This is a genomic window from Calditrichia bacterium (assembly GCA_020634975.1).
Taxonomy (GTDB): Bacteria; Calditrichota; Calditrichia; order RBG-13-44-9; family J075; genus JACKAQ01.
Map to the genome: position 1 here is coordinate 226,604 of JACKAQ010000004.1, position 24,931 is coordinate 251,534.

Annotated in this window: 17 protein-coding genes; 12 read left to right on the plus strand and 5 right to left on the minus strand. The window is 47.6% G+C overall.

The window, feature by feature from the left end; all coding sequences use genetic code 11:
• Window positions 1–58: 58 nt before the first annotated feature.
• From H6629_20970 to H6629_21000, 7 genes are all read left to right on the plus strand, one after another.
• Window positions 59–775: an ABC transporter ATP-binding protein gene (locus H6629_20970; protein MCB9070255.1), complete on the plus strand. Its 717-nt coding sequence runs from the start codon at window positions 59–61 to the stop codon at window positions 773–775.
• An 80-nt stretch (window positions 776–855) separates the two neighbouring features.
• Window positions 856–3,375, plus strand: coding sequence for an ABC transporter permease (locus H6629_20975; protein ID MCB9070256.1), 2,520 nt, complete (start codon window positions 856–858; stop codon window positions 3,373–3,375).
• 28 nt (window positions 3,376–3,403) lie between these two features.
• Window positions 3,404–3,742: a conjugal transfer protein TraR gene (locus tag H6629_20980; protein MCB9070257.1), complete on the plus strand. Its 339-nt coding sequence runs from the start codon at window positions 3,404–3,406 to the stop codon at window positions 3,740–3,742.
• 210 nt (window positions 3,743–3,952) lie between these two features.
• A complete protein-coding gene (rfbD, locus tag H6629_20985) occupies window positions 3,953–4,861 on the plus strand; it encodes a dTDP-4-dehydrorhamnose reductase (protein MCB9070258.1) in 909 nt (302 codons plus the stop codon).
• Entirely contained in the window at window positions 4,861–5,580 is a 720-nt protein-coding gene (locus H6629_20990; GenBank protein ID MCB9070259.1) for a polyprenol monophosphomannose synthase, read from the plus strand. Before rfbD ends, H6629_20990 begins: the two co-directional genes overlap by 1 nt.
• A gap of 97 nt (window positions 5,581–5,677) precedes the next feature.
• Window positions 5,678–6,643, plus strand: coding sequence for an acetyl-CoA carboxylase carboxyltransferase subunit alpha (locus tag H6629_20995; protein MCB9070260.1), 966 nt, complete (start codon window positions 5,678–5,680; stop codon window positions 6,641–6,643).
• Window positions 6,644–6,655: 12 nt separating this feature from the next.
• Complete coding sequence (locus H6629_21000; protein MCB9070261.1) at window positions 6,656–6,877, plus strand: Trm112 family protein; 222 nt, start codon at window positions 6,656–6,658, stop codon at window positions 6,875–6,877.
• On the opposite strand, the gene H6629_21005 is transcribed toward H6629_21000, so the two are convergent.
• From H6629_21005 to H6629_21020, 4 genes are all read right to left on the minus strand, one after another.
• Complete coding sequence (locus H6629_21005) at window positions 6,853–10,449, minus strand: PAS domain-containing protein (GenBank protein ID MCB9070262.1); 3,597 nt, start codon at window positions 10,447–10,449, stop codon at window positions 6,853–6,855. The two genes, H6629_21000 and H6629_21005, sit on opposite strands and share 25 nt — an antisense overlap.
• A 257-nt stretch (window positions 10,450–10,706) precedes the next feature.
• Window positions 10,707–11,756, minus strand: a complete 1,050-nt coding sequence (locus H6629_21010) for a glycosyltransferase (GenBank protein ID MCB9070263.1) — start codon at window positions 11,754–11,756, stop codon at window positions 10,707–10,709.
• 45 nt (window positions 11,757–11,801) lie between these two features.
• Window positions 11,802–13,379 (minus strand): polysaccharide deacetylase family protein, encoded by a 1,578-nt coding sequence (locus H6629_21015; protein MCB9070264.1) that lies wholly within the window; start codon window positions 13,377–13,379, stop codon window positions 11,802–11,804.
• Window positions 13,376–14,782: an oligosaccharide flippase family protein gene (locus H6629_21020; GenBank protein MCB9070265.1), complete on the minus strand. Its 1,407-nt coding sequence runs from the start codon at window positions 14,780–14,782 to the stop codon at window positions 13,376–13,378. The genes H6629_21015 and H6629_21020 overlap by 4 nt, the downstream gene beginning before the upstream one ends.
• Window positions 14,783–15,073: 291 nt before the next feature.
• On the opposite strand from H6629_21020, the gene H6629_21025 reads away from it, so the two are divergent.
• Window positions 15,074–17,926, plus strand: coding sequence for a response regulator (locus H6629_21025; protein ID MCB9070266.1), 2,853 nt, complete (start codon window positions 15,074–15,076; stop codon window positions 17,924–17,926).
• Window positions 17,927–18,002: 76 nt separating this feature from the next.
• Here the strand turns inward: H6629_21025 and H6629_21030 are convergent, their stop codons facing one another.
• Entirely contained in the window at window positions 18,003–18,674 is a 672-nt protein-coding gene (locus H6629_21030; protein ID MCB9070267.1) for a hypothetical protein, read from the minus strand.
• A gap of 1,101 nt (window positions 18,675–19,775) precedes the next feature.
• Here H6629_21030 and ilvD point away from each other — a divergent pair.
• The 4 genes from ilvD (at window position 19,776) to ilvC (ending at window position 24,924) form a co-directional block, all read left to right on the plus strand.
• The gene (ilvD, locus tag H6629_21035) at window positions 19,776–21,545 is read left to right on the plus strand and encodes a dihydroxy-acid dehydratase (protein ID MCB9070268.1); all 1,770 of its coding nucleotides are present in this window, start codon (window positions 19,776–19,778) and stop codon (window positions 21,543–21,545) included.
• A gap of 168 nt (window positions 21,546–21,713) precedes the next feature.
• Window positions 21,714–23,396, plus strand: a complete 1,683-nt coding sequence (gene ilvB, locus H6629_21040; protein ID MCB9070269.1) for a biosynthetic-type acetolactate synthase large subunit — start codon at window positions 21,714–21,716, stop codon at window positions 23,394–23,396.
• Window positions 23,397–23,398: 2 nt separating this feature from the next.
• A complete protein-coding gene (gene ilvN / locus H6629_21045) occupies window positions 23,399–23,890 on the plus strand; it encodes an acetolactate synthase small subunit (GenBank protein ID MCB9070270.1) in 492 nt (163 codons plus the stop codon).
• A 44-nt stretch (window positions 23,891–23,934) separates the two neighbouring features.
• The gene (gene ilvC / locus H6629_21050) at window positions 23,935–24,924 is read left to right on the plus strand and encodes a ketol-acid reductoisomerase (protein MCB9070271.1); all 990 of its coding nucleotides are present in this window, start codon (window positions 23,935–23,937) and stop codon (window positions 24,922–24,924) included.
• Window positions 24,925–24,931: the final 7 nt, after the last annotated feature.

A 24,931-nucleotide genomic window follows, 5' to 3' on the forward strand; every position in this document is an offset into this window, starting at 1 on the left:
TCGAAAATATGAATCAGTATTTGCAAACGAACAATCAAAAAATAAAAAGCAGGGTTAAATGACTGCCATTCTGAAAGTTGAAAATCTCGGGAAATCGTATCGCAGCGGCGAACGCAATCTGACCGTATTGGACGAAATTTCATTCGAAATCGAAGCCGGGACAACCTGCGCCATCGTCGGACCGTCCGGCAGCGGAAAAACTACCTTGCTCGGTTTGTGTGCGGGGCTGGATCGCAGCAGCACCGGCGATGTGCTCATCAACGGCATTTCGTTGTCATCGTTAAATGAAGATGAACGGGCAGCGGTTCGCAACCAGTTTGTCGGCTTTGTTTTCCAGAATTTCCAATTGATTCCCACACTCACGGCTTTGGAAAATGTGATGGTGCCGATGGAGTTACGCGGCGAAACCAACGTTCGCGATACTGCGGCGGAGTTGCTCAATCGGGTTGGGCTCGGTAAACGGTTGAACCACTATCCCGTACAGCTTTCCGGCGGCGAACAGCAGCGGGTTGCACTGGCGCGCGCGTTTATCAATCGCCCCAAAATTTTATTTGCGGACGAGCCGACCGGCAATCTCGACGACGAAACCGGAACCGCCGTTTCCGAATTGCTATTTTCGCTGAACCGCGATGCCGGCACAACGCTGGTTTTGGTGACCCACGATCTGGAATTTGCCCACCGAACCCAACGGATTATTCGCCTGAAAGGCGGAAAAATTGTTTCGGACGAACCGACAGCGTTGGTTGAATCTGCACAACAAATGGAAATCGACTAAATTTTATGAACGAAAAATTACCATTTGAAAACACACAAACATCAATATTCGGTAGTTTGGTGAATCCGTGGGTGTGGCGGATGGCCTGGCGGGACAGCCGTTCCCAACGCGGGCGCTTGTTCCTTTTTATGGCGGCAATTGTTGCCGGTATCGCGGCGCTGATCGCCATCAACTCGTTTGGGCGCAATCTCGAAACCGCTGTGCAAACGCAGGCGAAATCGCTGCTCGGTGCAGATTTGATGCTCAGTTCCCGGCAGGAATTCTCAGCGGAAAGCACAGCGCTGATCGATTCGCTCGCGGGTTTATCGGTGGACGGCGCGTTTTCAAAAGAAATTGTCTTTGGCTCGATGGCCTATTTCCCGCGTACCGGAAACACGCGCCTGACCCAAATTCGGGCGCTTTCCGGTGCGTTCCCGTTTTACGGCGCGTTGGAAACTGCACCGGAAGCTGCGGTTGAAGCCTTCCGTCGCGGCGAAGGTGCGCTGGTCGATCGCGGGTTGATGCTGCAATATCAATTAAATACCGGCGACACGGTGCGGGTCGGGCAAACTGCATTTGTTATTTTGGGAGAGTTGAAACAGGCACCCGGACAGGCGGATGCCGGAGCAACCATCGCACCGCGCGTTTATATTCCGCTGGCGAATTTGGAAAGCACCGGGTTAATCACTTTTGGCAGCCGCGCCCGGTATTTCGCATATTTTCAATTCCCCAAAAATTTCGATGCCGATGCGTTGGAAGAATCGCTGAAACCGCAACTCCGCGCACTCGAACTGCGCGCCACCACCGTTGCGGAGCAGCAACGCAGCTTTGGGCGGGCGCTGCAAAATCTCTATCGATTTTTGAATTTGGTGGGATTTATCGCGCTGTTGCTCGGCTGTTTGGGCGTTGCCAGCTCGGTTCATGTGTACATCCGCCAAAAGCTGGAAAGTATCTCGATTTTGCGTTGCCTCGGTGTTCCGGTGCGACAAACGTTCGCCATTTTTTTGATCCAAACAATTGTTCTGCAAGGATTTGCAGCGACACTCGGCGCGATATTGGGCGTTGCTGTTCAAACCGGTTTGCCGAGTATTTTAGCCGATTTTCTGCCTGTCGATGTCGATTTTTCTATTTCGTTCGCTGCGATTGGCGAAGGGCTGTTTATCGGTTTAGCAATGGTTTTTCTCTTTTCGCTACTGCCGTTACTTTCGGTGCGAAAAGTATCACCACTTCTGGCGATTCGGGCGTCATTTGAAACTGAAAAATCCAGCCGCGATCCGTTGCGATGGCTGGTGATTGCCGGCATTGCCGTGCTCATTTTTTTGGTCACATTGTATCAGGCCCAAAATATGGGTGTTGCGATGGGATTTTTCGGCGGATTGCTGCTGGCGTTCGGCGCGTTGGCGGGCGTCGCAAAGCTGCTGATGTGGGCGGTTCGCCGCTTTTTTCCGCAACGGCTCAGCTTTATCTGGCGGCAGAGTTTGGCAAATTTGTATCGCCCGAACAACCAGACGTTAACACTGACGCTCTCGCTGGGATTGGGTATTTTTCTGATCAGCACGTTATTTCTTACCCAAAATACGTTACTCAATCAGGTTGCCCTGACTGATAGCGGCAATCAGCCCAATCTGGTGCTGTTCGATATCCAGATTGACCAGCGCGAAGCTATCGAAAATGACATCCGCGAAGCCGGATTGCCAATTTTGCAAAATGTGCCAATTGTGACGATGCGGCTGAAAAGCATCGCCGGACGAACCGTGGACGATATTCTGGCAGACAGCACCTCGAGCATTCCGCGTTGGGCGTTGTCACGCGAATATCGCTCGACGTATCGCGATTCGCTGGTGAGCACCGAGGAAATAATTGCCGGAAAATGGATTCCACGGGTCGAAAGCGTCAACGATACTGTGCCGGTTTCGCTGGAAGAGGGCATCGCAGCCGATCTCGGTGTGAATATCGATGACGAACTGGTTATCGACGTGCAGGGTGTGCCCATCCCGGCACGGGTCGCCAGCATCCGGAAAGTGAACTGGCAACGGGTTCAACCCAATTTTTTTGTGTTATTTCCCGCTGGCGTTTTGGAGGAAGCACCGCAATTTTTTGTGCTGGTTACTCGCGCGGCATCGCAGCAGGTTTCGGCGCAGGTGCAGCAATCGATTGTCCGCGATTTCCCGAACGTTTCGGCGATTGATTTGGAGCTGGTGCTCCGTACGGCAGAATCGATTCTCAGTAAAATCAGTTTTGTGATCCGTTTTATGGCGCTGTTCAGCATCCTCACCGGTTTTGTGGTGTTGATTGCCGCGGTGATGACTTCGCGGTTCCAGCGCATCCGCGAAAGCGTTTTGTTGCGTACACTCGGTGCAAAACGCCGCCAGATCAGCCAGATTTTGGCGTTGGAATATTTTTATCTGGGCAGCCTTGCAGCGTTGACCGGGCTGATATTGTCGGTCGGCAGTGGTTGGGCGTTGGCAACTTTTGTGTTTGATGCGGCATTTGTGCCGCCAACCTGGTCGCTGGTTGGCAGCGTTGCGCTGGTCGTTTTGTTGACTATCGCATTGGGTATGTTAAACAGCCGGGGCATCGCCACACGTCCGCCGCTGGAAGTGCTGCGTGCCGAAGGTTAAATATTATCGAAATAAAAATGGAACAGAAATGTCACCCGAAGAAAAAGATCAGATTACCCAAAAATTGTTGCAGGAAATTGAAGCAACCAAAAAAGATATCGAGCGATTGGAGGAGTTAACCCGCCCGATTGCGCCGGATAACGCCATCGGCAGGTTGAGCCGGATGGAAGCGTTGAACAGCAAAAGCCTCAACGAGGCGGCGCTTGAAGATGCGCTCATCAAATTGCCGAAGCTGGAAAATACCCTCGCCAGAATTGATCAGCCGGATTTTGGCAAGTGCAAAAAATGCGCTGCCGAAATCCCGTTCAAACGGCTGTTGTTCATGCCGGAAAGTAGCCTTTGCGTTGCCTGCACCCGCCACCGATGATTGAGTTTCGCACATCGTTTTTCGATAAAAAATGATTAAAAAACTCCGTTTGCGTTCTCCGTTTTTGTCAAATTCCATCGAATGCCCGCCGCATGTTTTCCACCCAAAATCAATTGGTAAAGCTGTTTAACGCTTTGCAAAACTGCCATAAAATAGTATATTGTCCGCCGGAGTTGATCAATAACAATCATGCAAAACGAGCGATTTTTCATGAAAAAAATTATTATCACCGGCGCAAACGGACTGCTCGGGCAGGCACTCGTGAAAACGCTGGAGGGAAAGCACGAACTGCTCGCAACGGCTCGCAACGCATCATTTGCGATTCCGGAAATGTCTGTTAATTATCAAAGTATGGACATCACCGATTGGAATGCTACTCGCGATCTGGTTGGCGCTTTTCAACCGGATGTGATCATAAATGCCGCCGCATACACAAATGTGGACGGTTGCGAAACCCATCGCGAAGAATGCTGGCGCGCCAATGTGAAAGGCGTGGAAAACCTGGCTCGCGCAGCCCGTCGAAACATGGCGCAACTGGTGCACGTTTCAACAGATTATATTTTCGATGGCGAAAACGGACCGTATGACGAAACCCATCCGCCCAATCCGCTCGGCTATTACGGCAAAGCCAAACTGGCATCGGAAAATACTGTCCGCATGACCGGGATTCCGTATGCTATCATTCGCACAAATGTGGTTTACGGGGTTGGCGCCGGTGTCAAAAACAACTTTTTCCTTTGGGTGTATAACAGTTTGAAATCCGGGAAAAACATCAATGTGGTCACCGACCAATTTAACAATCCCACATTGGCAGAAGATTTGGCAACGGGTATTCAACTGCTGATCGAAAAATCGAAATACGGCATTTTTAATATCGCCGGTGAACCGTATCTGAATCGATTCGATTTTGCTTGCAAAATTGCCGAAGTTTTCGGATTTTCACAGGATTTAATCCATCCCGTAACGTCGGATGCACTGGTTCAGGCATCGCCGAGACCCATGCGGGGCGGGTTGGTAATTGACAAAGCAAAACGAGAATTGGATTATCATCCCCGGTCGCTGGAAAATGCGTTTACATTTCTGGCACCATTTGTGGATGCGGAAAATCTGGAGCGCTGATGAAAAAAACGCTGATTATCGTTCCGACTTATAACGAACGAGAAAATGTTCCTACCTTGCTGAAACACGTTTTTGGATTGAACATACCTGATTTACATATTTTGATTATTGATGACAATTCGCCAGATGGTACCGCAGAGCTGATTCACGAAGCGATGAAAACGGAAGATCGCCTGTTCATTTTGGAACGCCCCGGAAAAATGGGGCTGGGAACGGCGTATATCAGCGGATTTCGCTACGCGCTGGCGCACGATTACGATTATATTTTTGAGATGGACGCGGATATGTCGCATGATCCGAAGGAAATTCCCAATTTTCTGAAAGCCATCGAAGAAGCGGATTTGGTGATCGGCTCTCGCTACCTGAAAGGTGTAAATGTGATCAATTGGCCGCTTTCCCGGTTAATTTTGAGCATGTTTGCCAGCTATTACACCCGGATTGTCACCGGATTGCCGTTGTTCGATTGCACCGCAGGCTACAAATGTTTTCGTCGCGAAGTGCTGGAAGCCATTCCGTTGGAAAAGGTTCGTTCCAATGGCTATTCTTTTCAAATTGAAATGAATTTCAAAGCGTGGAAACGGGGATTCAGCATCAAAGAGATCCCGATAATTTTTTACGATCGCACGGTGGGAAATTCCAAAATGTCGCGGAAAATTATGTACGAAGCTGCATATATGGTTTGGAAATTGAAAATTGCCAGCCTGTTCGGAAAATATTAATCCGCAAACTAAATTGATTCGACCCATTTTTTTGAAATACATCAAAAAATGTGTATATTGACCTGTTATTTGAGAATATGATCGCAGAGGTTTTGCATTGAAAAAAACGTTTCGGGTAATTTTAGATTTCGAAAAACCGGTTGTTGAACTTCAGAAAAAAATCAATGAAATGGAAGAATACGCCCGGGAAACCGGCGTTGAGATTTCGGATGATTTGAACCGGTTGCGCAAAAAAGCGGACACGCTGCGTCAGGATATTTACTCCAAACTGACGCCCTGGCAACGCGTTCAGTTAGCGCGTCACCTCGACCGCCCGTTTACGCTGGATCACATCCGGCGCATCAGCGATGAATTTATCGAGCTGCACGGCGACCGGGCATTTGCCGACGATCCTGCGATGGTTTGCGGCATCGGCAAAATTGATGAATTCCGGGTGGTGATGATCGGGCACCAAAAGGGCCGTGATGTGAAAGAAAATCTCTATCGCAATTTCGGGATGTCCAATCCGGAAGGTTATCGTAAAGCGTTGAGAACAATGAAATTAGCCGCAAAATTTAACCTGCCTATTTTAACATTTATCGATACACCCGGTGCATATCCCGGGCTTGGCGCAGAGGAACGGGGACAGGCGGAAGCGATCGCCCGTAATTTGCTGGAAATGTCCCGGTTGCCAGTTCCTATTATCGTTACGGTTATCGGCGAAGGTGCATCCGGCGGCGCGTTGGGTATCGGCGTTGGCGACGTTATTTTGATGATGGAAAACTGCTGGTATTCAGTAATTTCACCGGAAGGCTGTGCCGCAATTTTGTGGAAAGATAACGCTAAAGCACCCATCGCTGCAGACGCAATGAAGCTGACGGCGCCGGATCTCAAAAAGCTCAATATTATTGATAAAATTGTACCGGAACCGCCCGGCGGCGCACATTGGGATCACGATGCAGCAGCCGTTTTGTTAAAAAAAGCATTGCTCACCGAGCTGAAACGGTTGACAAAAATTGCTCCGGATAAACTCGTAGAAAAACGAATTGAAAAATATGCCGCAATGGGCGCATGGAGTGAATAAGGGAGGCTAAGTATGTTAAGTGAAACAATGTTAAGTATTCTTGTTTGCCCGAAATGTAAAGGCGATTTGCGATACGAGCAAGCCAATTCCGAGCTGGTTTGCGAAAATTGCAACCTGGCTTATCCTATCGTCGATGATATTCCGAATATGTGCATCGATCAGGCGATCCATTTAAACACGATTGATGCGCAACCCGGGCAATCGGATGATCAATCGCCCACCGAAGCACCCTGATCATCGCTGAACACCTGTTCAATGATCATCAATAGTTGGTGCAGGTCGTATGGCTTGGAAAGAATTGTGTCTACGTATGCTTCGTGGTTGATCAATTCATCTTCTGCGTGCATTCCCCAACCGGTAACCAAAATTACCTTCGAAGCTGGCAATAATCCCTTCACTTTTTCGGCAACTTCCCAACCGGACATTTCCGGCATTCCCAAATCTGTCAGAACAACATCATAGTCGCATTCGCCGATTTTATCCAGCGCTTCTTTTCCGCTGGTAGCCATATCCACCCGGTCAAATTTCAATTTCAGCACTTCGACAATCGTTTTGAGCAAGTCGATTTCATCATCCACAACCAGTAATTTGATGCTGCTGGAGGTTTTGATTTTTGGCGAAATTGCAATTACCGGTTTATGTTCCTGATCGGGAATTTCCGTTGAAATCGGTAAATACAGAATAAATTTGGTACCGACACCCACTTCGCTTTCCACTTCGATATCACCACGCAATGAGGTTGTGATGCGATAAACGACGCTCAAACCCAATCCGGTTCCATTCCGGCCTTTGGTTGTGAAAAACGGATCGAAAATCTTTTTGCGAACTTCCGGCGGCATTCCGCAGCCGGTATCTTGAATAATGACAATTGCTTCGTGTGTTTTGGGTTCACGCCACGTTTCAATTTTTAATTCTCCGCCATCAGGCATTGCATCGAATGCGTTGAAAATCAGGTTTGTGAAAATTTCCCGGAATTCCGCAGGATTGCCGGAAACCACCAACGACGGGTCCATATTTGTGGTGATTATCGTTTCCTGCCCTTTGATTTGCGTTTTAGCTTTAATTTTTTGCTGAGAGAACATCAAGCTGTCGTTGATCAAATCTTTCAGATACAACGGTTTTGCCTCACGCGTATCCTGTCGGTGATTCAGTTCCTGCAGTTTGCGAACCATTTCCGCGCCGTCTTTCGCGGCTTTTTCGATCACATCGAGATCTTCCCGCAAAAATTTCTGTTTGATGTTCATTTGCAACAATTGGGTTCTGCCAAGAATCGTCATAAGATAATTGTTGAAGTCATGTGCAGCGCCCGATGCCAGCTCGCCAATGGTTCGGATGCGTTCTGTTAAAATTAGCTTGTCTTGCAACTGTAAACGTTCGGTAATATCGATGCCGGAAAGATAAATGCTATCCTCCTCTTCAGGCGCAAAAACGGTAAACTGGAACACCTGGTCTTCCAGATTGTGCAGATATTCCTGTGCAATCCCGATAGGGAAAGAATTGCTCTGCAATTCAAACAATAACGTTACCGGTAGCAATTGCTTTACTTTTTTGAGCTTCAGATTATGAGTCAATTGTTTCGCTGTGTTATTGGCGTAAATAATGTTGCCGGCTTTGTCTAAACTCAACACAATATTGGGATCAACTTCTGGAAAGCGGGAGAGATAGCGAATCCGCGCTTCGCGTTCGCGATCCTGCGTTACATCCTGAATGGTAAAAATGCCGCCAATAAAATGTTCGGAGCGATTAAACAACGGGAAAAACTGCCGGATGAGTGATTTGCCAGTGCCCACATCAACCCAATCGACATTTTTGTGATGCTGATTCGTATCCGGGTTCGAATGAACCGCGATTTTGTGTGATGATATATCGAAAAATTCCGAAAGATCGAACGAACTTCGGTGATTTTCTTTGTTGAAAATTTGCCAAAATGTTTTGTTTACCCTGCGCGATTTGAATTCAGCATCAACCACCACCAACCCGATCTGAACCTCATCGAATGTCATTTTCCATTCCTGCTCTGCCTGAATGGTTTGCTGGAACAATTGGTTGTGATCCAGTGCGAGCGTCAATTCTTTCAGAATCGATCGCATCAACTCCAGATGCGAAACATACGATAAATCCGGCAACATTTGTTTACAAACACCCATCAGCATCACGTCGCCGTGAATGGATGTGGCATCTTCGATGGCCAAAAATGTGGTCGGATTCAGTTGCTTTATCTCTTCGCTGAATGACTGGATAAACGGCGGCACTTCGTCATCATTCACATAAAAGAAGGGTGATTTCGGAAGTTTGAAATTAACCGGAAGCTTTTCGGGAAACAATTTTTCGCAAATGCCCTGCACAGAGTGTTTTGCGATGCGTTGCCATTCCACGCCATTGTGTTTCTGATAAATCGCCAGATGGTCGTATGAAAACGAAATTGCCATATCGATAAGTGCTTCATTCAAAATAAAATTGGCGGAAGCGTTATTTTTGATATAGCTGAACAAATTATAAAACAGGTGCAACTTGCGGTTTTGCCGCTCCAACTGGTCGAATTGCATGCCGTTTTTCAATGCGACGGTCAGGTGGTTGATAATTTGTTCGATGAATTGAATATCTTCTTGTTTTATCGCTTTAAAATTGCTGAACGAAACGCTCAGGATTCCCAAAATTTCATCTTTAAAATGAATCGGGAAACAGATTAAATCGCGAACACCCTTTGATTTCAATTGTTTGAAATAATTTTGTTCGTGATCGTGCTGGAGTGTCTGGACAAAATAAATCGAATGGGAATTGTTGAATTCCATCGTCGGTTCAAAGCGGATCAGTTTTTCGTTCGAAAAACGTCCGGAGTTGTTTGCTTCGCACTCATAAATCAGGCGATAAATGCCGTCTTTCGGAAAAACGGGGATAAAAAAACTGAGCGACTGGAATGGAATAATTCGCTGAAATTTTCGAGAAAAACCGATCAGCGTTTCGCGGATATCCAGCGTGGCGTTCACAATTGCGGACAAATCTTCCAAAAAACTGAGTCTGGCATTTTGGCGGGTAATCTGGTCTTCGCGCAGCGCCATTTCCAACCGGTGGCGTTTTTCGCGGGTAATATTGCGGATGATGCCCACCAGCGCCAATAATTCATCGTGTTCGTCCCGCACAGGCTTGATGTCCATGTGGATCGAAATCGGCAGTAAATTTGCGCCCTGCTGAGTGACTTCGCCTTTCCAGCCGTGATAAATGGCTGCCGGAAAAATATCTTTTTCCAGCTCCGGCGTGTGATAAATCCCAAACAAAGTGAATAGCGATTTACCCAATAATTCTTCGCTGCTGAACCCGGTGATATTTTCCAGCGCTTTATTAACAAACAGTATTTTGCCGTTTACGCGCGGTTCGATAATCAGGATACCCTCGCCGATGCTCTCCAGCGCTTTCAACATCAAACTCAGAATGCTGGAAGTTTCCTGTGGATCATTTTGGCTGATACCCGCTTTTTTTACGATGTTTGGCAGTGAGTAAATGATCTGCTGCAAATTGGCGTTTAGCTGCTCATAATTCAGCAAATTTTCGAATCGTTTTTGGGATGCCAAAATCAGCAACCGGTCTCGCAACCGAAACAGCGAGTCCACCAATTGTTGAATCGTCAAGTTGGTTTCATTCATGTGCGAATGAATAAGCTCGACATTTTCCAGCAGCAAATGTTGCTTGCCGTTTAAAATCGCATCGAAAAATATTGCGGAAAGTTTTTTGTTGGTAAGAATATGATCGTCAAAAAAGGCGGCAGTCCGAATTGCGCTTTTCCATTCCCTTAGAATAATATCTTCCATTTTTGCTCAACTGTTTGAGGTTGCTTAAAATGAGTAACAAAATAGTATCGCAATGAAGAATCAGATTTTTATCAAAATAGAATATTATAATCGGAAGCCGTAGTATAATCTTTAGTGCTTAAATGAAAGTGTGTGTATTTTTTTTACATTAAATACTACAAAAAAATTACTTCACTGTCGCTGTAATGGTTTTGTAAAATATAGAAAATACAATGATTTAGAGCTTTTTAAATGGAGAGGGTTGACCATTTTTCAAATCATTTACTGTCGGTTTTGGACAACACGGCGTTGTAAACAGCTTTTGTGTCCATTGCGATGCGGTCCCATGAAAAATGTTGAGCGATGTGTTGGGGGAGATCGGGAAATTTAGGCGCCTGCAATGCCGTTTCGATACCGCATTGAATATCTGAAACATCAGCTGGGTTGACATAAGTCGCGTAGTCGCCAAAATACTCCATTGTTCCGCCATGTGGTGTAATAACGATTTTTGCTCCGGCAAGTGCAGCCTCCAGCGCTGCTCTGCCCGGTGTTTCAAATTGCGATGGGAGCACAAAAACCGAGCTCGCCGCATACGCCGAAGCCAGCATTTCAGATGTGTTGGGTAATCCTTCGATGAACAAAATGTTGGGATTTTTCCGGATTGCCGAAAGTATTTCCGGTGTTTCGCCGGTTTGCAAAACCCGGTCAATGAGCACGGTCGGGTGATCAATTTTTTCCAGCGCCCGAACAAGATTGAGCACATTTTTGCGTGCCGGACCCAAATGCCCGACATGCAAAATGAAATCTTTGAGGCCATATTTTTCGATGAACGGTGCCGGATCGCTATTCAAAAAATGCGCAGAAACACCATTATGCAGCACCCGGATTTTTGCGATCGGGAGATCGTAACTCTGTCGCAGCAACTCGCCTTCGGCGATGGTATTCGGGAGCACCATTTCCGACCAGTTGCAAATGTCCCGGGTGAATCCCCATTGCCACCAAACACCCTGCCAAACTTTCCGGGTCAGCAGATCGATCCGGCTGATTGCCCTGATAATTTTGGGGTTGCGGCGGCTGTAAAAAATCGGGTTCACGACAAATTTGATGTTTTGATATTTCAGGTTTCGCGCCAAATTGTAAACCGCAAAATTCGCCCCAAACAGATGCACCAAATCGCAATTGAACAGCTGCTCGCGGGCATTCCACATATCAAACAGTTGCACATCGACACCCAAATCCCGGAGGTGTGTGGTCAGCGCTTTAATTTTGACATCCGGTCCGCCGCCGTACAGCGGAACGCCTTCGTGGGTTGCAAATACAATTTTCATTCGGAATTGTTCAATTGCTAAATAGTTGAATTTATTGAAATAATGTTACTCGTTTGATTTCGCTTTGCGAATTTGTTTCCAGCGGCTGTAACGCCAGGTGATGTCGTGCACCAGCATTTGGGCGGTGTATTTGTGCTGCTTTCCGGTTGACTTTTGGGTCACAGATTGCTGATAATCCAATTGAACCGCATCGGTTGTTTCATCAATTATTTGATCGGCGAATTGGAATAAACGGCATTTTTCGCCGGGAAAAATAACCGCCAATCGCGCTTTTTCCGATGGATGTTCAACCGCCAGATTCAATTTGTTGTCCAACCAGTCTGCCCGCCAGTTTAATTGATCGCGAAATTGCCACCATTCTGCAAATTCAGCCATCGTTCCTGCCGGAATTTTTTTGGCGCGGATGTATTCAAAAATGCTGTCGAAAACCACCAGGTTTTTTTGCCCGGGATGATGGTAGAGAATCACCGGATCGTTGGCGGCAACCTGCCGGTCGATTGTCGCGCGATAGTAATCGATCATTTGCGCCGGCGAATGTTTTGCCCAATGCAATCGTCCGGTGCTGACCGGATGAACGGGAATTTGCAGCGTTTCGCTAAAACCATCGCCTATCGCCGGCCAAGACGGGAGGTCGTCGTATCCGGGGGCAAATTCCGAAGAATAGCCGAATTGCTGCCCGGAAATTGCCGCAGCCAGCTGCGGATGCCATTCGCCGAACGGCGCAGCAAAGCCTTTAGGGCGAATGCCGGCGTGTTGCAAAATGTTCAGTCCGCGCCGAATATCGCGGGCGTTTTCGCCGGTTGTATCAAAAATAGCGTGCCGGAAACAGTGCAGCGCAATTTCCTGATTGGTCATTTTAGCAAATAAATCGATATGGTTTTGGGCGGAGCGCGTTTCCACAAACCAGGTTGCAGAAATGTTGTGTTTTTTTAGCAAATCATGCAATGCTGTAATTTCGTTCGGGTGTGCAAAATCCGTATCGATGCGAAAACTGAACCGGGATGTTGCGCCGTCGGCAAATGGCCAGCAAAACACCAGCGGTAATTTGCGATGTGCAAACAATTGGACAATCGCCGAAAAAACGATTTTTCGCAATCCGGATTTATCCACCGCACAGACCCGTTCGGAGGGGAATCGTTCGTCACCGTAACGGGGAAAATTTACTCTGCAGGTGCGAAATGTTGCCGATGCTGCTGCAAATCCGTCCGGAAAAATTACAATTTTGCCATCGCCAAACGGCAAAACAGCAGTTGTGAATGTGCCGTTTTGGTTGGTGAGTGCGTTCGCCGATGTTGCCACTCGCGAATTCAGCGGAAGCTGAACCGCCGGTAAGTGGTTGAAAAAAATATCGTTAGCCGGTTGCAGATGGGTGATTTTCAATCGGCGGGTCGGGACGACAAAAATAGTTTCCGCAACGGAAGCTTCGCAAATCGCACATCCGCCATCGGTGACATATTTCTGGATTTTCGCGGGATGAAACAGGGCCGTATCGTTGATAACGATTGCGGGAAAATCCGCAAGCTGCTGCGCCGAATCTCCGGCGATATCAAACGGAATACCGGATTGGAGCAGCCAGTGCGTCCAGTGAACATCCGGTTTTAGCAATCCGATCGATAATTTCACAACAGCATCCTTTTCAAAAATTCACGGTCTTTTTTGCTGAATTTACCCACCCACAGCAAAACGGGCAGGTAAATTAGAAAAAACATACCCCAAATCAAAATGCCGTTTTGGCTGTGCAGAAACAAAAATGCGATTGCAGCACAGCCCAAAATCAGCGGTAAAAACAGGGTTCGGAACCAATGGATCGCCAATGTCTGTCTCAGAAAAATGCTGCTGGCCAGCAACGCAACCAGTTGGTAACAGCCGAGCGCCAAAATCATTCCGTTGATGCCTTGCCAAAAGGTTAGCCACACGCCCGTTAGCATGCTGATGACAAACGCAATCCCGTAACTTTGTGAATACGCCCGCTGATTTCCGGTTCCGGCAAGCGTAAATCCGACCACCGAGTTGACAAACGAGCCCAGAAAAAAAAGGCAAAGGAGTTGAAAAAGCGGGATCGCCGGTAAATATTCAGCGCTGTAAATAATTGGGATTATTAAACTTGAACCCAGCGCAGCAAGAGTGGCAATGGCAACAGCGGAAAAAGTGACGATGCGCAGCGTGTGTTCCACAACTTCGGAAATTTCGCTATTTGTTTTGTCGGAAATACGGCTGATTGCCGGATAAAAAACGGTGTAAAAAATCCGGTCGATGACCAGCAACGCCAGCATCAGCCGGAAAGCGGCGCCGTATTGCCCGGCGATTCCGGGTTCGTTCAATCTGTCCAGATAAAAAAATGGCAGTTGCAACACAATTTGGGAAAGAATGGTCGCGAGCCCCAGAGGCAACGAACTGCGCCAAATGCCAGCTAACGCAGTTACAGAAGATGGCGGTGAAATCATGAAGCCGTTCCGGAAAAAGCGCCAACCGAGCCACAACATATTTACTGCCGCGCCGGCAACCCACGCCCAGGCTACCCAAACCACATCTTCCGATGCGGAAACGAGCAAAATCACCAACAACAAATAGGCAACCATTTGCAGTGTTCGCCCGGTTGCGACGATGCCCATTTGGCTTTTTCCCTGAAAATACCAATCCAGAAATGCGCCGTTGGGCAGCAGAAAAAGACTAAAAATGAGCGTTAGTTTTCGGATGGACGGATCCGTTTGCAGAAAAAAAGCGTAAGCCATCAATACAGCCATTGCGATCAGCGAGAGCAGCAATCGGGTTGTGAGAAGTTCTCCGGTAAATTGCGGGATGTTGAGTGTGTTACGGGCAATTTCCCGAGTTCCAAACAACGGAATGCCGCCGGTTGACACAATAATCGCATAACTGAGCGCCGCCATCGCGATGTGAATTGAGCCGAATGCAACATCGCCAACTGTTCGGGCAAGATAGGCCGTAACCAGAAAACCCAACACTTTTGCCAAGCTGTCGCCACCAAAAATGGCGAGCATATTTTTGCTGTGCAGCGATATTTTCACTCAGTCACTCGTTTTCATTCGTTTGCAATTGCTTTGCCAAAAGCAGTATTTAGGCTATAGTTACTGAATTTATTGCTTTTTTATCAATAATTTTTATTTAAATTTCGAACCGTTCGAATAATTGCGAACAAATGCATCAATGGAAAAACAGCGACATACGAATTCCACAACTGACCTGACTCCGGCACATACCCTAACAGACAAATCGCGGATTTTCCCAAAAAGACCATCAAGCGGAACGAATATGCTCCGATCTATTAATATCGTAAATAAAACGGAATAGCAAAGCTCATGGATGCGTTACTCAAAAGACTACCCATTTCAATAAAAATTAATTCTTTAACAGTGGTAATTCTTGCGCTGATTATCGGTTTCGGATTTTACAATTTATATACAGTACATCAGCAAGTTTACCAGAATTTTTATCGGCAATCCGCGTTGTCTGCCGCAGGTTTGACAAACGAAGTCGCGCCCTCAGTATGGATGAACAATGGCGAATTAACCCGGACAATCGTAAAAAGTTTTGCCAATACGCCGTATTTAGTGTTCATCCGGATGAACGACACGGGCAACAAACGCCTCGATGGGTTTAACGATAGCATTTTCGATTCAACCGTTGAGGAAATTACCGCCACAGGCAATCGCGTTTGGGAAAGCGACAGCGTTCTCGCTTTGCGAAATCGCATCATTTATAATAAAGAGGTGCTCGGTTTTACGATTGTCGGTTTTTCGAAAACGGAAATTGTGAAAAGTTACCATGACCACGTTGCCAAAACCGCAATTATTGGTGGGGGATTGGCGCTGTTGTTAATTATCTTTAGTTTTTTGATCACACGCTCAATCACAAATCCGATCAAAAAAGCGCGCCAGGAATTGGAAAACAACCTCGCCAACGCCAGCGATTTTAGCATCCGCCTGCCGGAAAAAGGTGGAAAAGAGCTGTTCGAATTCAGTCAGGCGTTTAACCAACTGGCAGAAGCCGCCGAAGAAAACTGGTTGCAACTCTATCAACAATTGCCCAACAATCAGGGATTTTTCTCGGATAATCCCATTCCGATGATCATTACCGATCCGTTTTGGAATATCCGAAATGCCAACAAAGCTGCCCGGCAACGGCTGACCGGAACAGAAGATCCGTTGCAAGATCGTAATCTGGAAGATTTTTTGCTGTCGAACGATATGGCCGGGATGATTGAGCAAATCCGTGAATCCGATGACAATTTGCGAAACACAACGGTTACGCTGAAAAATAGCGCGGGAAGCAAAACATCTATTTTGATTGATGTGGTTTTGCTGCGAAACGAATTTTATGCGGTAACTGATTATCTGTTAATATTGCACGATTTAAAGCCCGCTTTCCCGGACGATCCGCAAACACGGGATGAACTTGCGGCGTTAAAAGAAACTTACAAATCGCTTCAAAATCACGATTTGCAACTGCGGGACGAAGTGGGTGTTGAACGCCACCAGCGTCAACGGTTGGAGCGGCTGATCCGCGCTGCCGAAAAATTAGTGGTGATGCAGGATGCCGAACGGATTTATCAGGCGTTGCAGTTCGAAAGCACCCATTTGCTGGGCTGTAAAGGCTCTGCCGTATTTTTGTGGGATGAAAACAGCGAGCGATTGCTTCCTTTTTCGCCGAATGCGATCAACGGTGTCGCGAAATCCAAAACACTTCGCAACAGCGGCGGGATTGTCTGGAATGCGTTGAAAACGCAGAAAATCCAATATCTGACCGCAATTGACGAAGCAACCTATGAGGAAGTTGGCTTTAGCGGTTCTGAAGCGATGGCGATGATGGCGATTCCGATGATTCTCAGCAGCAAAAAATTTGGGGTTATCGTTTATTGGCGGGATGCTGAACAGCCGTTCATTTCGGACGAAGACCAATTTATTTCGTTGCTGATACACAACGCCATTGTTGCGTTGGATCGCTGCGATCTTCAAAAACATCCGGAAATTTCTGCGGAAGCGGGGGAGAACAGCGAGAATCTCCAGAAATCATTGCAGGATGCGTTCCAGCAACAAAAAATGGAGAGTCTGGAAATTTTGGTGGGCGGAATTGCGCACGATTTCAACAATATTTTGGGAATCATCACCCCAAATGTGGATTTGCTGCGCATGAAATTAGACGGCAATACGGAAGCCATCAAACGGGTAAACGCGATCCAAACCGCTACCAAACGCGCAACGGATCTCACCCGGCAAATGGTTATTTTTACACAATCTGACCAGTTGAATTTGCGGGCGATTTCTCCCAACCGGATTATCGAACGGGTCGCGACGATGTTGCAGCGCGCCTTTGGCGATCTGATCAAAGTTGAGCTTGCGCTGGACGCGAAAATTCCCGGTATCAACGGCGATGAAAGCAAGCTGGCGCAGGCGCTGGTTAACTTGTCCGTAAATGCCCGCGATGCAATGCCGCGCGGCGGAACACTCACCTTCCGCACCACAATTGACAGCTATTCTCAACCAGGCGAAGCGACGCCGCCCCAAAAATATGTGCGCATTACCGTTGAAGACACCGGCATCGGGATTCCCGAAAAACATTTGTTCAACATTTTCGATCCGTTTTTCACTACCAAACCGCCCCGCAAAGGCACCGGATTGGGATTGGCTGTGGTTTACGGCATCATCAAAAGTCATGGCGGATTTATCACGGTTGAGTCCGAGGAAAATAAAGGTTCAAAATTCCATATTTTTATTGAACCGGTTGCCAGAAAAAAAGCACAGCAATTGCCTCCGCAGCCAAAAACCAGCAGCGAACCTGCAACAAAAGGGACACCCATTTTGATTGTCGATGACGAGCCTTTGGTTCGGGAATCGTTGCGGGATTTGTTAAATTATCTCGGTTATCGCGTTTACGAAGCGGAAGGTGGTCGCGAAGCGATGCAGCTTTTTGATAAACATCGCGAGATCAACATTGCGATTGTGGATTTTGCCATGCCGCAAATGAGCGGCATCGAAACTATTCGCGGGTTGCGTTCGATGGATCAGTCGCTAAAAATAATATTATCAAGTGGTTACGCAGATCAGGAAAAAGCAGTTTCCCGCCATAAAGGGATTCAGGCATTTTTACATAAACCGATTCATCTGGAAAAATTGTCCGAAGTAATGGAGAGCGTGTTGCAAACCACGGCGTAAATTTAATTTGAATTTCAGCAATAAAAAAGCCGGTGAAGCGAACTTCACCGGCTTTTTTTATCAAATTTTTCTGGAATTAGAAACTGACGCCAAATACGATAAAGGTAATTTTCGCATCGGGATTCAAAATGTAGGATGCGCTAAACATGTCTTTTGCGACTGTCAGCCCAACGTTTACAACGTTGAAAGAATCATCGTCGCCGGCATCTTCCAAAGTGTATGCGCCGTTCCCGCCACCCACAAAAACAGATGCGGTAACATCATCTTTTGCATATGCTTCGTATGCGCCTTCGAAATAGAGCGAATTGTCATCATCGTTGGTCAAAAAAACGCCAGCCAACAATGAAAGTGGACCCTGGGTAAAGGTACCGGAAGCTTCAATAAAATGGTAGCTTGCGCCATTGTCGTCTTCGCCGTATTTGAAAAATTCATCCATTCCTGCTTCCATATTCGGGAAGTAATAATCCGTCACCGTAATGCTGACGGGACCTTGTGAAAGTGTGACATACAAATCGTTTTCATAACCGCCATCGACCGGCATAATGGAGTACGAACCCCATGCGCCAACCTCCAAAGCTCCGGCGGTATATGAAATATAGGGTTGTACAGAAGCTGCGTTTCCGAAATCCGTTCCGCGCCAAACATATCTGCTGACCACATCTGCACCCAGCCCAAACTGTGCGGAAGCTGCGCCCCAACTCATCACTACTGCTACAAATACCACCTTAACCATCGAAACAAGCTTCATGAAAAATCTCCTTTAGATTAAATGAAATGAATTAAAAAGCCAAGCTAAGCTGAAAATGTTAAATCTTGAAAAAATATAACATAGAAAGGTCGACAAAAATCCTGCAATCATTAGAAATCAACTTTCCAGTTGTTCAATTGCTGTGCCACAATTGGTTTTGCGATAACCAGGGACCGGATAGTGGGTTAACAAACCAAATAAAATGAATCAGATAATATCTCGCAAATACTTGTTTCTAAACGAAATACACAAAATTGTAGCGGCGACATATTTTCTGTTAAATTACAAATGGGAAATTATTTTGGCAACACACAATTATGTTAGGTAAGGTAGGTAAATCGGTTGAGTCTCTGCCCGGGAATATACACCATGTCTAAAATAAGGCAGTTTTTTTAGTGTTTTGAGTGCGGGACCACGCCATTTTTTAGTCAATAAATTCCAAATAGGTGGTACAAAAGTTCCTCACGCCACAATTGTTCCCAAATATGTGTAACATATTGTTTGTTATGAATATAACTAAAAAATATAGAACCGATCAAAATTTGAATCGGTGATATTGTACCACCCTCTAATTTAATAAATGTTTAGAGTTGAAGTATCTAAAGCCAATTAAAACAGAACGTTAAGTTCTATTCATCTGTTCTGGCAAGATTCTTGTTTGTGATTTAAGACAACAAATTAGCAATTGTTCTTTAATGCAACACTCAAGCCAAAATTACAACGTGGCTTGAAAAAAGTAAGCAGTAAGCGAGAGGTAGTGGAACGATGGTTGTTTCTAAATGTAAGGCGATGAAGGTGCCATTTTGGCAACGAACGTATATCAACCCGGCTAAAATGTCCGGCAAACTGTATGCTGCAGCAACCATTTCCCCGATTAGCCTCCCTATTATCCCCTCAATTATTATTTCATCAATTATTCTCCTCCTTAGTCAGCTACTTACAATTAAGATCGCCTAACAAACGCTCTCAGTTGTAAGTAGCACGACCCAAGCCTCCAAGCTGAATTAAAACAAGCGCGAAGGTGAATACGAATGCCGCTGGCATTTTGAGTATTCGCAGATGGTAAATATCAAATATTCAATGCTGAATATGGAGAATTTCATGCGAAGCGACACAATAAAAAAAGGTTTTGAACGGGCACCGCACCGCAGTCTGCTAAAAGCAACCGGCGTAACCGATGACGATTTTAGCAAGCCGTTTATCGGGATTTGCAACTCGTTTATCGAAATTATTCCGGGGCATGTGCATTTGCAGGAACTCGGCAAAATCGTGAAAGCGGCCGTTCGCGAAGCCGGTGGCGTTCCGTTTGAATTCAACACTATTGGTGTAGACGACGGCATTGCGATGGGGCATTATGGGATGAAATATTCGCTGCCCAGTCGCGAAATTATCGCAGATTCGCTGGAAACGGTTGCCGAAGCGCACCAATTGGACGGGCTGATCTGCATCCCGAATTGCGATAAAATTGTGCCGGGAATGCTGATGGGCGCGATGCGTGTGAATATCCCAACCATTTTTGTTTCCGGCGGCGCGATGGCTGCCGGTCGAATGAGCGACGGGCGGAAAGTTGACCTCGTTTCTGTATTCGAAGGGGTTGGCAAATTCCAGTCCGGCACTATCGACGAAGCGGAATTGAAAGAGTTGGAAGACAATGGCTGCCCAACCTGCGGATCGTGTTCCGGCATGTTTACCGCAAATTCCATGAATTGTTTGATGGAAGCATTGGGAATGGGTCTGCCTGGAAACGGTACTTATTTGGCGATTTCCGAAGAACGCCGGGAACTGCTGCACAAAGCTGCCAAACAAATTTTATGGTTGATTGAAAACAACCTGAAACCGCGCGATATCGTAACATTGGATGCGTTAGATAACGCATTTGCGTTAGATATGGCGATGGGCGGCAGCACCAACACCGTATTGCACACGTTGGCGATCGCCCACGAAGCGGGTGTGGATTATCCGCTTTCACGACTGAATGGAGTGGCTGCAAAAGTGCCGCAAATTTGTAAAGTATCGCCAGCATCCAATTGGCACATTGAGGATGTGGATCGCGCCGGCGGCATCAGCGCAATTTTGAATGAGATCGCCAAAAAATCAGGTGTTTTGAAAAAAAATTGCATCACGGTCACCGGAAAAACGCTCGGCGAAAACATTTCCGGAGCCGAGATAAAAGATCCGGAAGTGATTCTGTCCATTGAAAATCCCCATTCGGAAAAAGGCGGTTTGGCAGTGTTGTTTGGCAATTTGGCGCCGGATGGCGCGGTCGTAAAAACCGGCGCTATGGAAAAACACATGCACCAGTTCACCGGTCCTGCGGTGGTTTTCGAATCGCAGGAAGATGCCTGCGCCGGTATTTTGAACGGCAAAGTGAAAAAAGGTGATGTGGTTGTGATTCGCTACGAAGGTCCGCGCGGCGGTCCGGGTATGCAGGAAATGCTCGCGCCAACCGCGAATATTATGGGAATGGGGCTTGGCTATCACGTTGCGCTGATCACCGATGGACGGTTTTCCGGCGGCACGCGCGGCGCATGTATCGGGCACGTATCGCCGGAGGCAGCAGTCGGCGGCGCGATTGCGCTGGTTCAACCGGGCGATTTGATAAGCATCGATATACCCAACAATAAATTGGAAATTCTCATCGACGATGCGGAGCTGGCGCGCCGCAAAGCCGCATGGCAGGCACCGAAACCGCGCGCAACCAAAGGCTGGCTGGCGCGATACGCTGCGATGGTCACATCGGCAAATACCGGCGCAATTCTGGATGTCAATCAATTGAGGTCACCAACGCCGGCGGTGGTTCGCCAACCGGAAAAAAGCAACGGAAATAATGGCTCAACATCAACCGTGCCATCGACGGCAACAACAAAATAATTCAAAAAATGCAATTGTTTATTTGCATTTAAGGCTCGAAAAATTATCTCTAAAGTATTATAAAAACTAAATTTGACGGAGGTTCTGGAAATGATTGTAGGAACGACCCGGGAAGAAAAGCAGGAAGCTGCAAAATTTGAAAATGGGAATGCCGGTTTTGCCGGGAAAATGATGACCGGCGCACAAATTTTTGTTCGTTGTCTGTTGGATGAAGGTGTTGATACCATTTTTGGTTATCCCGGTGGCGTCGTGTTAAGCGTATACGACGAGCTGTATAAACGCCCGGAACTTCGCCATATTTTTATCCGCCACGAACAGGGCGGCACGCACGCAGCGGACGGATATGCCCGCGCAACCGGAAAACCGGGCGTGATTTTGGTGACATCCGGACCGGGTGCAACCAACACCGTAACCGGCATCGCAACGGCGTTTATGGACAGCATTCCGCTGGTGGTGTTCACCGGACAGGTGCCAACCTCGCTGATGGGCAACGATGCGTTTCAGGAAGCGGATACGATGGGCATCACCCAGCCGATTACCAAACACAGCTTTTTGGTGAAACATGTTGAGGAATTGCCGGAAACGATTCACAAAGCGTTTCACATCGCGACGACCGGTCGCCCCGGTCCCGTGGTGATCGATTTGCCGAAAGACATGCTGTTGAGCAAAACCGAATATTATCCCGCCAAAGATCGCGAAGTGGAAATTCGCGGCTACAAACCGGTTTCCAAAGGCAATCCGCGTCAGGTGAAAAAGGCTGCAGAAATGCTGGCGGCATCCAAACGCCCGGTGTTGTATGCAGGCGGCGGTGCAATTTTGAGCAACGCCAATGTGGAACTAACAGCAATCGCGCACCGGTTGAAAGCACCGGTAACCACAACATTGCAAGGTTTGGGCGCGTTTCCGGAAACCGATCCATTGTCTTTGGGAATGTTGGGCATGCACGGCACCTGGTACGCAAATATGGCGATGCAGGAAGCCGATTTGATCGTCGCGATCGGTTCGCGATTTGATGATCGCGTTACCGGCAGATTGGATGGCTTTGCCCCGAAAGCGCAGATAATTCACATCGATATCGATCCGACCTGCATCGGCAAAAATGTGGAAGCCGATTTGCCGATTGTCGGCGATGTAAAAGAAGTGCTGACCGAGCTGATGCCGCATGTTGAACCATGCGATTCTGCCGAATGGCTGAAAACCATCGATCAGTGGAAAGCGGAGCATCCGCTGCGGTTCAAAAAAGATCCGAACGTGATCAAACCGCAGGAAGTGGTGCAGCAATTGTCCGAACTGACTCGGGGCGAAGCCATCATTTCCGTGGACGTCGGGCAACACCAGATGTGGGCGGCACAATATTACAAATTCACCCAGCCGCGCAGTTGGCTATCCTCCGGCGGATTGGGCACGATGGGTTACGGTTTTCCGGCGGCAATGGGTGCGCAGGTTGCCTGCCCGGATCGCACGGTTATCGCCATCGTCGGTGACGGCGGATTTCAGATGACCTCCGGCGAATTGGCAACCGCGGTTGCCTATAAAATCCCGGTGAAAATCGTGATCGTCAACAACGGTTATTTGGGAATGGTTCGCCAGTGGCAGGAGCTGTTTTTCGAAAATCGCTATTCGCATGTGGAATTGGGCAGCACCAATCCCGATTTTGTGAAATACGCCGAAAGCTTTGGCGCAAAAGCATTCCGCGCAACCACTCACGCCGAAATGCGCGACGTTTTCCAAAAAATGATGGCGGAAAAAGAACTGCCGGTTTTGGTGGATGTGCAGGTTGCCCGCGAAGAAAATTGCTATCCGATGGTTCCCGCAGGCGCAGCGCTGCACGAAATGGTGGAGGGCGAATAACGATGCGGCACACAATTAACTTGCTGGTTGAAAATAAAATGGGATCGCTTTCCCGAATTGCCGGATTGTTTTTGGCGCGCGGATACAACATCGACAGCCTGTCCGTCGGTGATGCAGAGGAAGAAGGCTTGTCGCGGATGACGATTGTGGTGCACGGCGATGATAAAGTGATCGAGCAAATCACCAAACAGCTCAACAAAGTTGTGGACGTGCTGCGCGTAAACGATCTCACGATGGAAAGCTACGTCAATCGTGAACTGGCGCTGATCAAAGTGCAGGCGTTGCCGTCCAAACGCTCCGAAATTATGCAAATCGTCGATGTGTTTCGCGCCAAAATTGTGGACATCAGCCCGCAAACGCTGACCATCGAAACTACCGGCAGCGAAGACAAAGTGCAGGCGATGATCAACATGCTCCGCCCGTTTGGATTGAAAGAGGTTTCCCGAACCGGACGAATCGCCATCAAACGCGAATTTCAGGGCGAGACAAACTAAGAAAAAACAATCACTAACAGTCACCAATTTATGATGAGGTTCCAATGAAAATCTATTATCAAAAAGATGTAAACAAAGCCGCACTGAACGGCAAAACCGTTGCAGTTTTGGGATACGGCAGTCAGGGACACGCCCACGCGCTGAACCTGAAAGAAAGCGGTTACGATGTGGTTGTCGGATTGTATCAGGGCAGCCGCTCGTGGGAAAAAGCGCAGACAGACGGATTGCGCGTCGCAACAGTTGCGGATGCCACCAAAGCGGCAGATATTATTATGTTTCTCACGCCCGATCAGGTTCAGAAAAAATTGTATGATACAGAAGTAAAACCCAATCTCGGCCGCGGCAAAGCGCTGGCATTTGCGCACGGATTCAACATCCATTTCGGGCAAATTAAACCGCCGGAAAATGTGGATGTCTGGATGGTCGCGCCGAAAGGCCCGGGACATCTGGTGCGCCGAGTGTATGCGGGCGGCGGCGGTGTGCCCTGTTTGCTGGCGGTGTATCAGGATGCCAGCGGCAAAGCGCACGAAACCGCGCTGGCGTATGCGGACGGGATCGGCGGCACCCGCGCAGGCGTCATCGAAACAGATTTTGCAGAAGAAACCGAAACGGACTTGTTCGGTGAACAGGCGGTTCTCTGCGGAGGTGTGTCCGAACTGGTGAAAGCCGGTTTCGAGACGTTGGTGGAGGCAGGTTATCAACCCGCAATCGCATACTTTGAATGTTTGCATGAATTGAAGCTGATTGTGGATTTGTTTTACGAAGGCGGCATCGAAGGGATGTATTATTCCGTATCCGAAACCGCGGAATACGGCGGTTTAACGCGCGGACCAAAAATCATCACCGATGACACCAAAAAAGCGATGAAACAAATGCTGGCGGATGTTCAGGAAGGTCGATTCGCGCACGAATGGATTCTCGAAAATCAGGCCGAGCAACCGATTTTGAACGCCAAACGTCGCCAATTGTCGACGCATCAAATTGAAGAAGTGGGCAAAAAACTTCGCGACATGATGAGCTGGGTGAAAAAATAACCCGCAG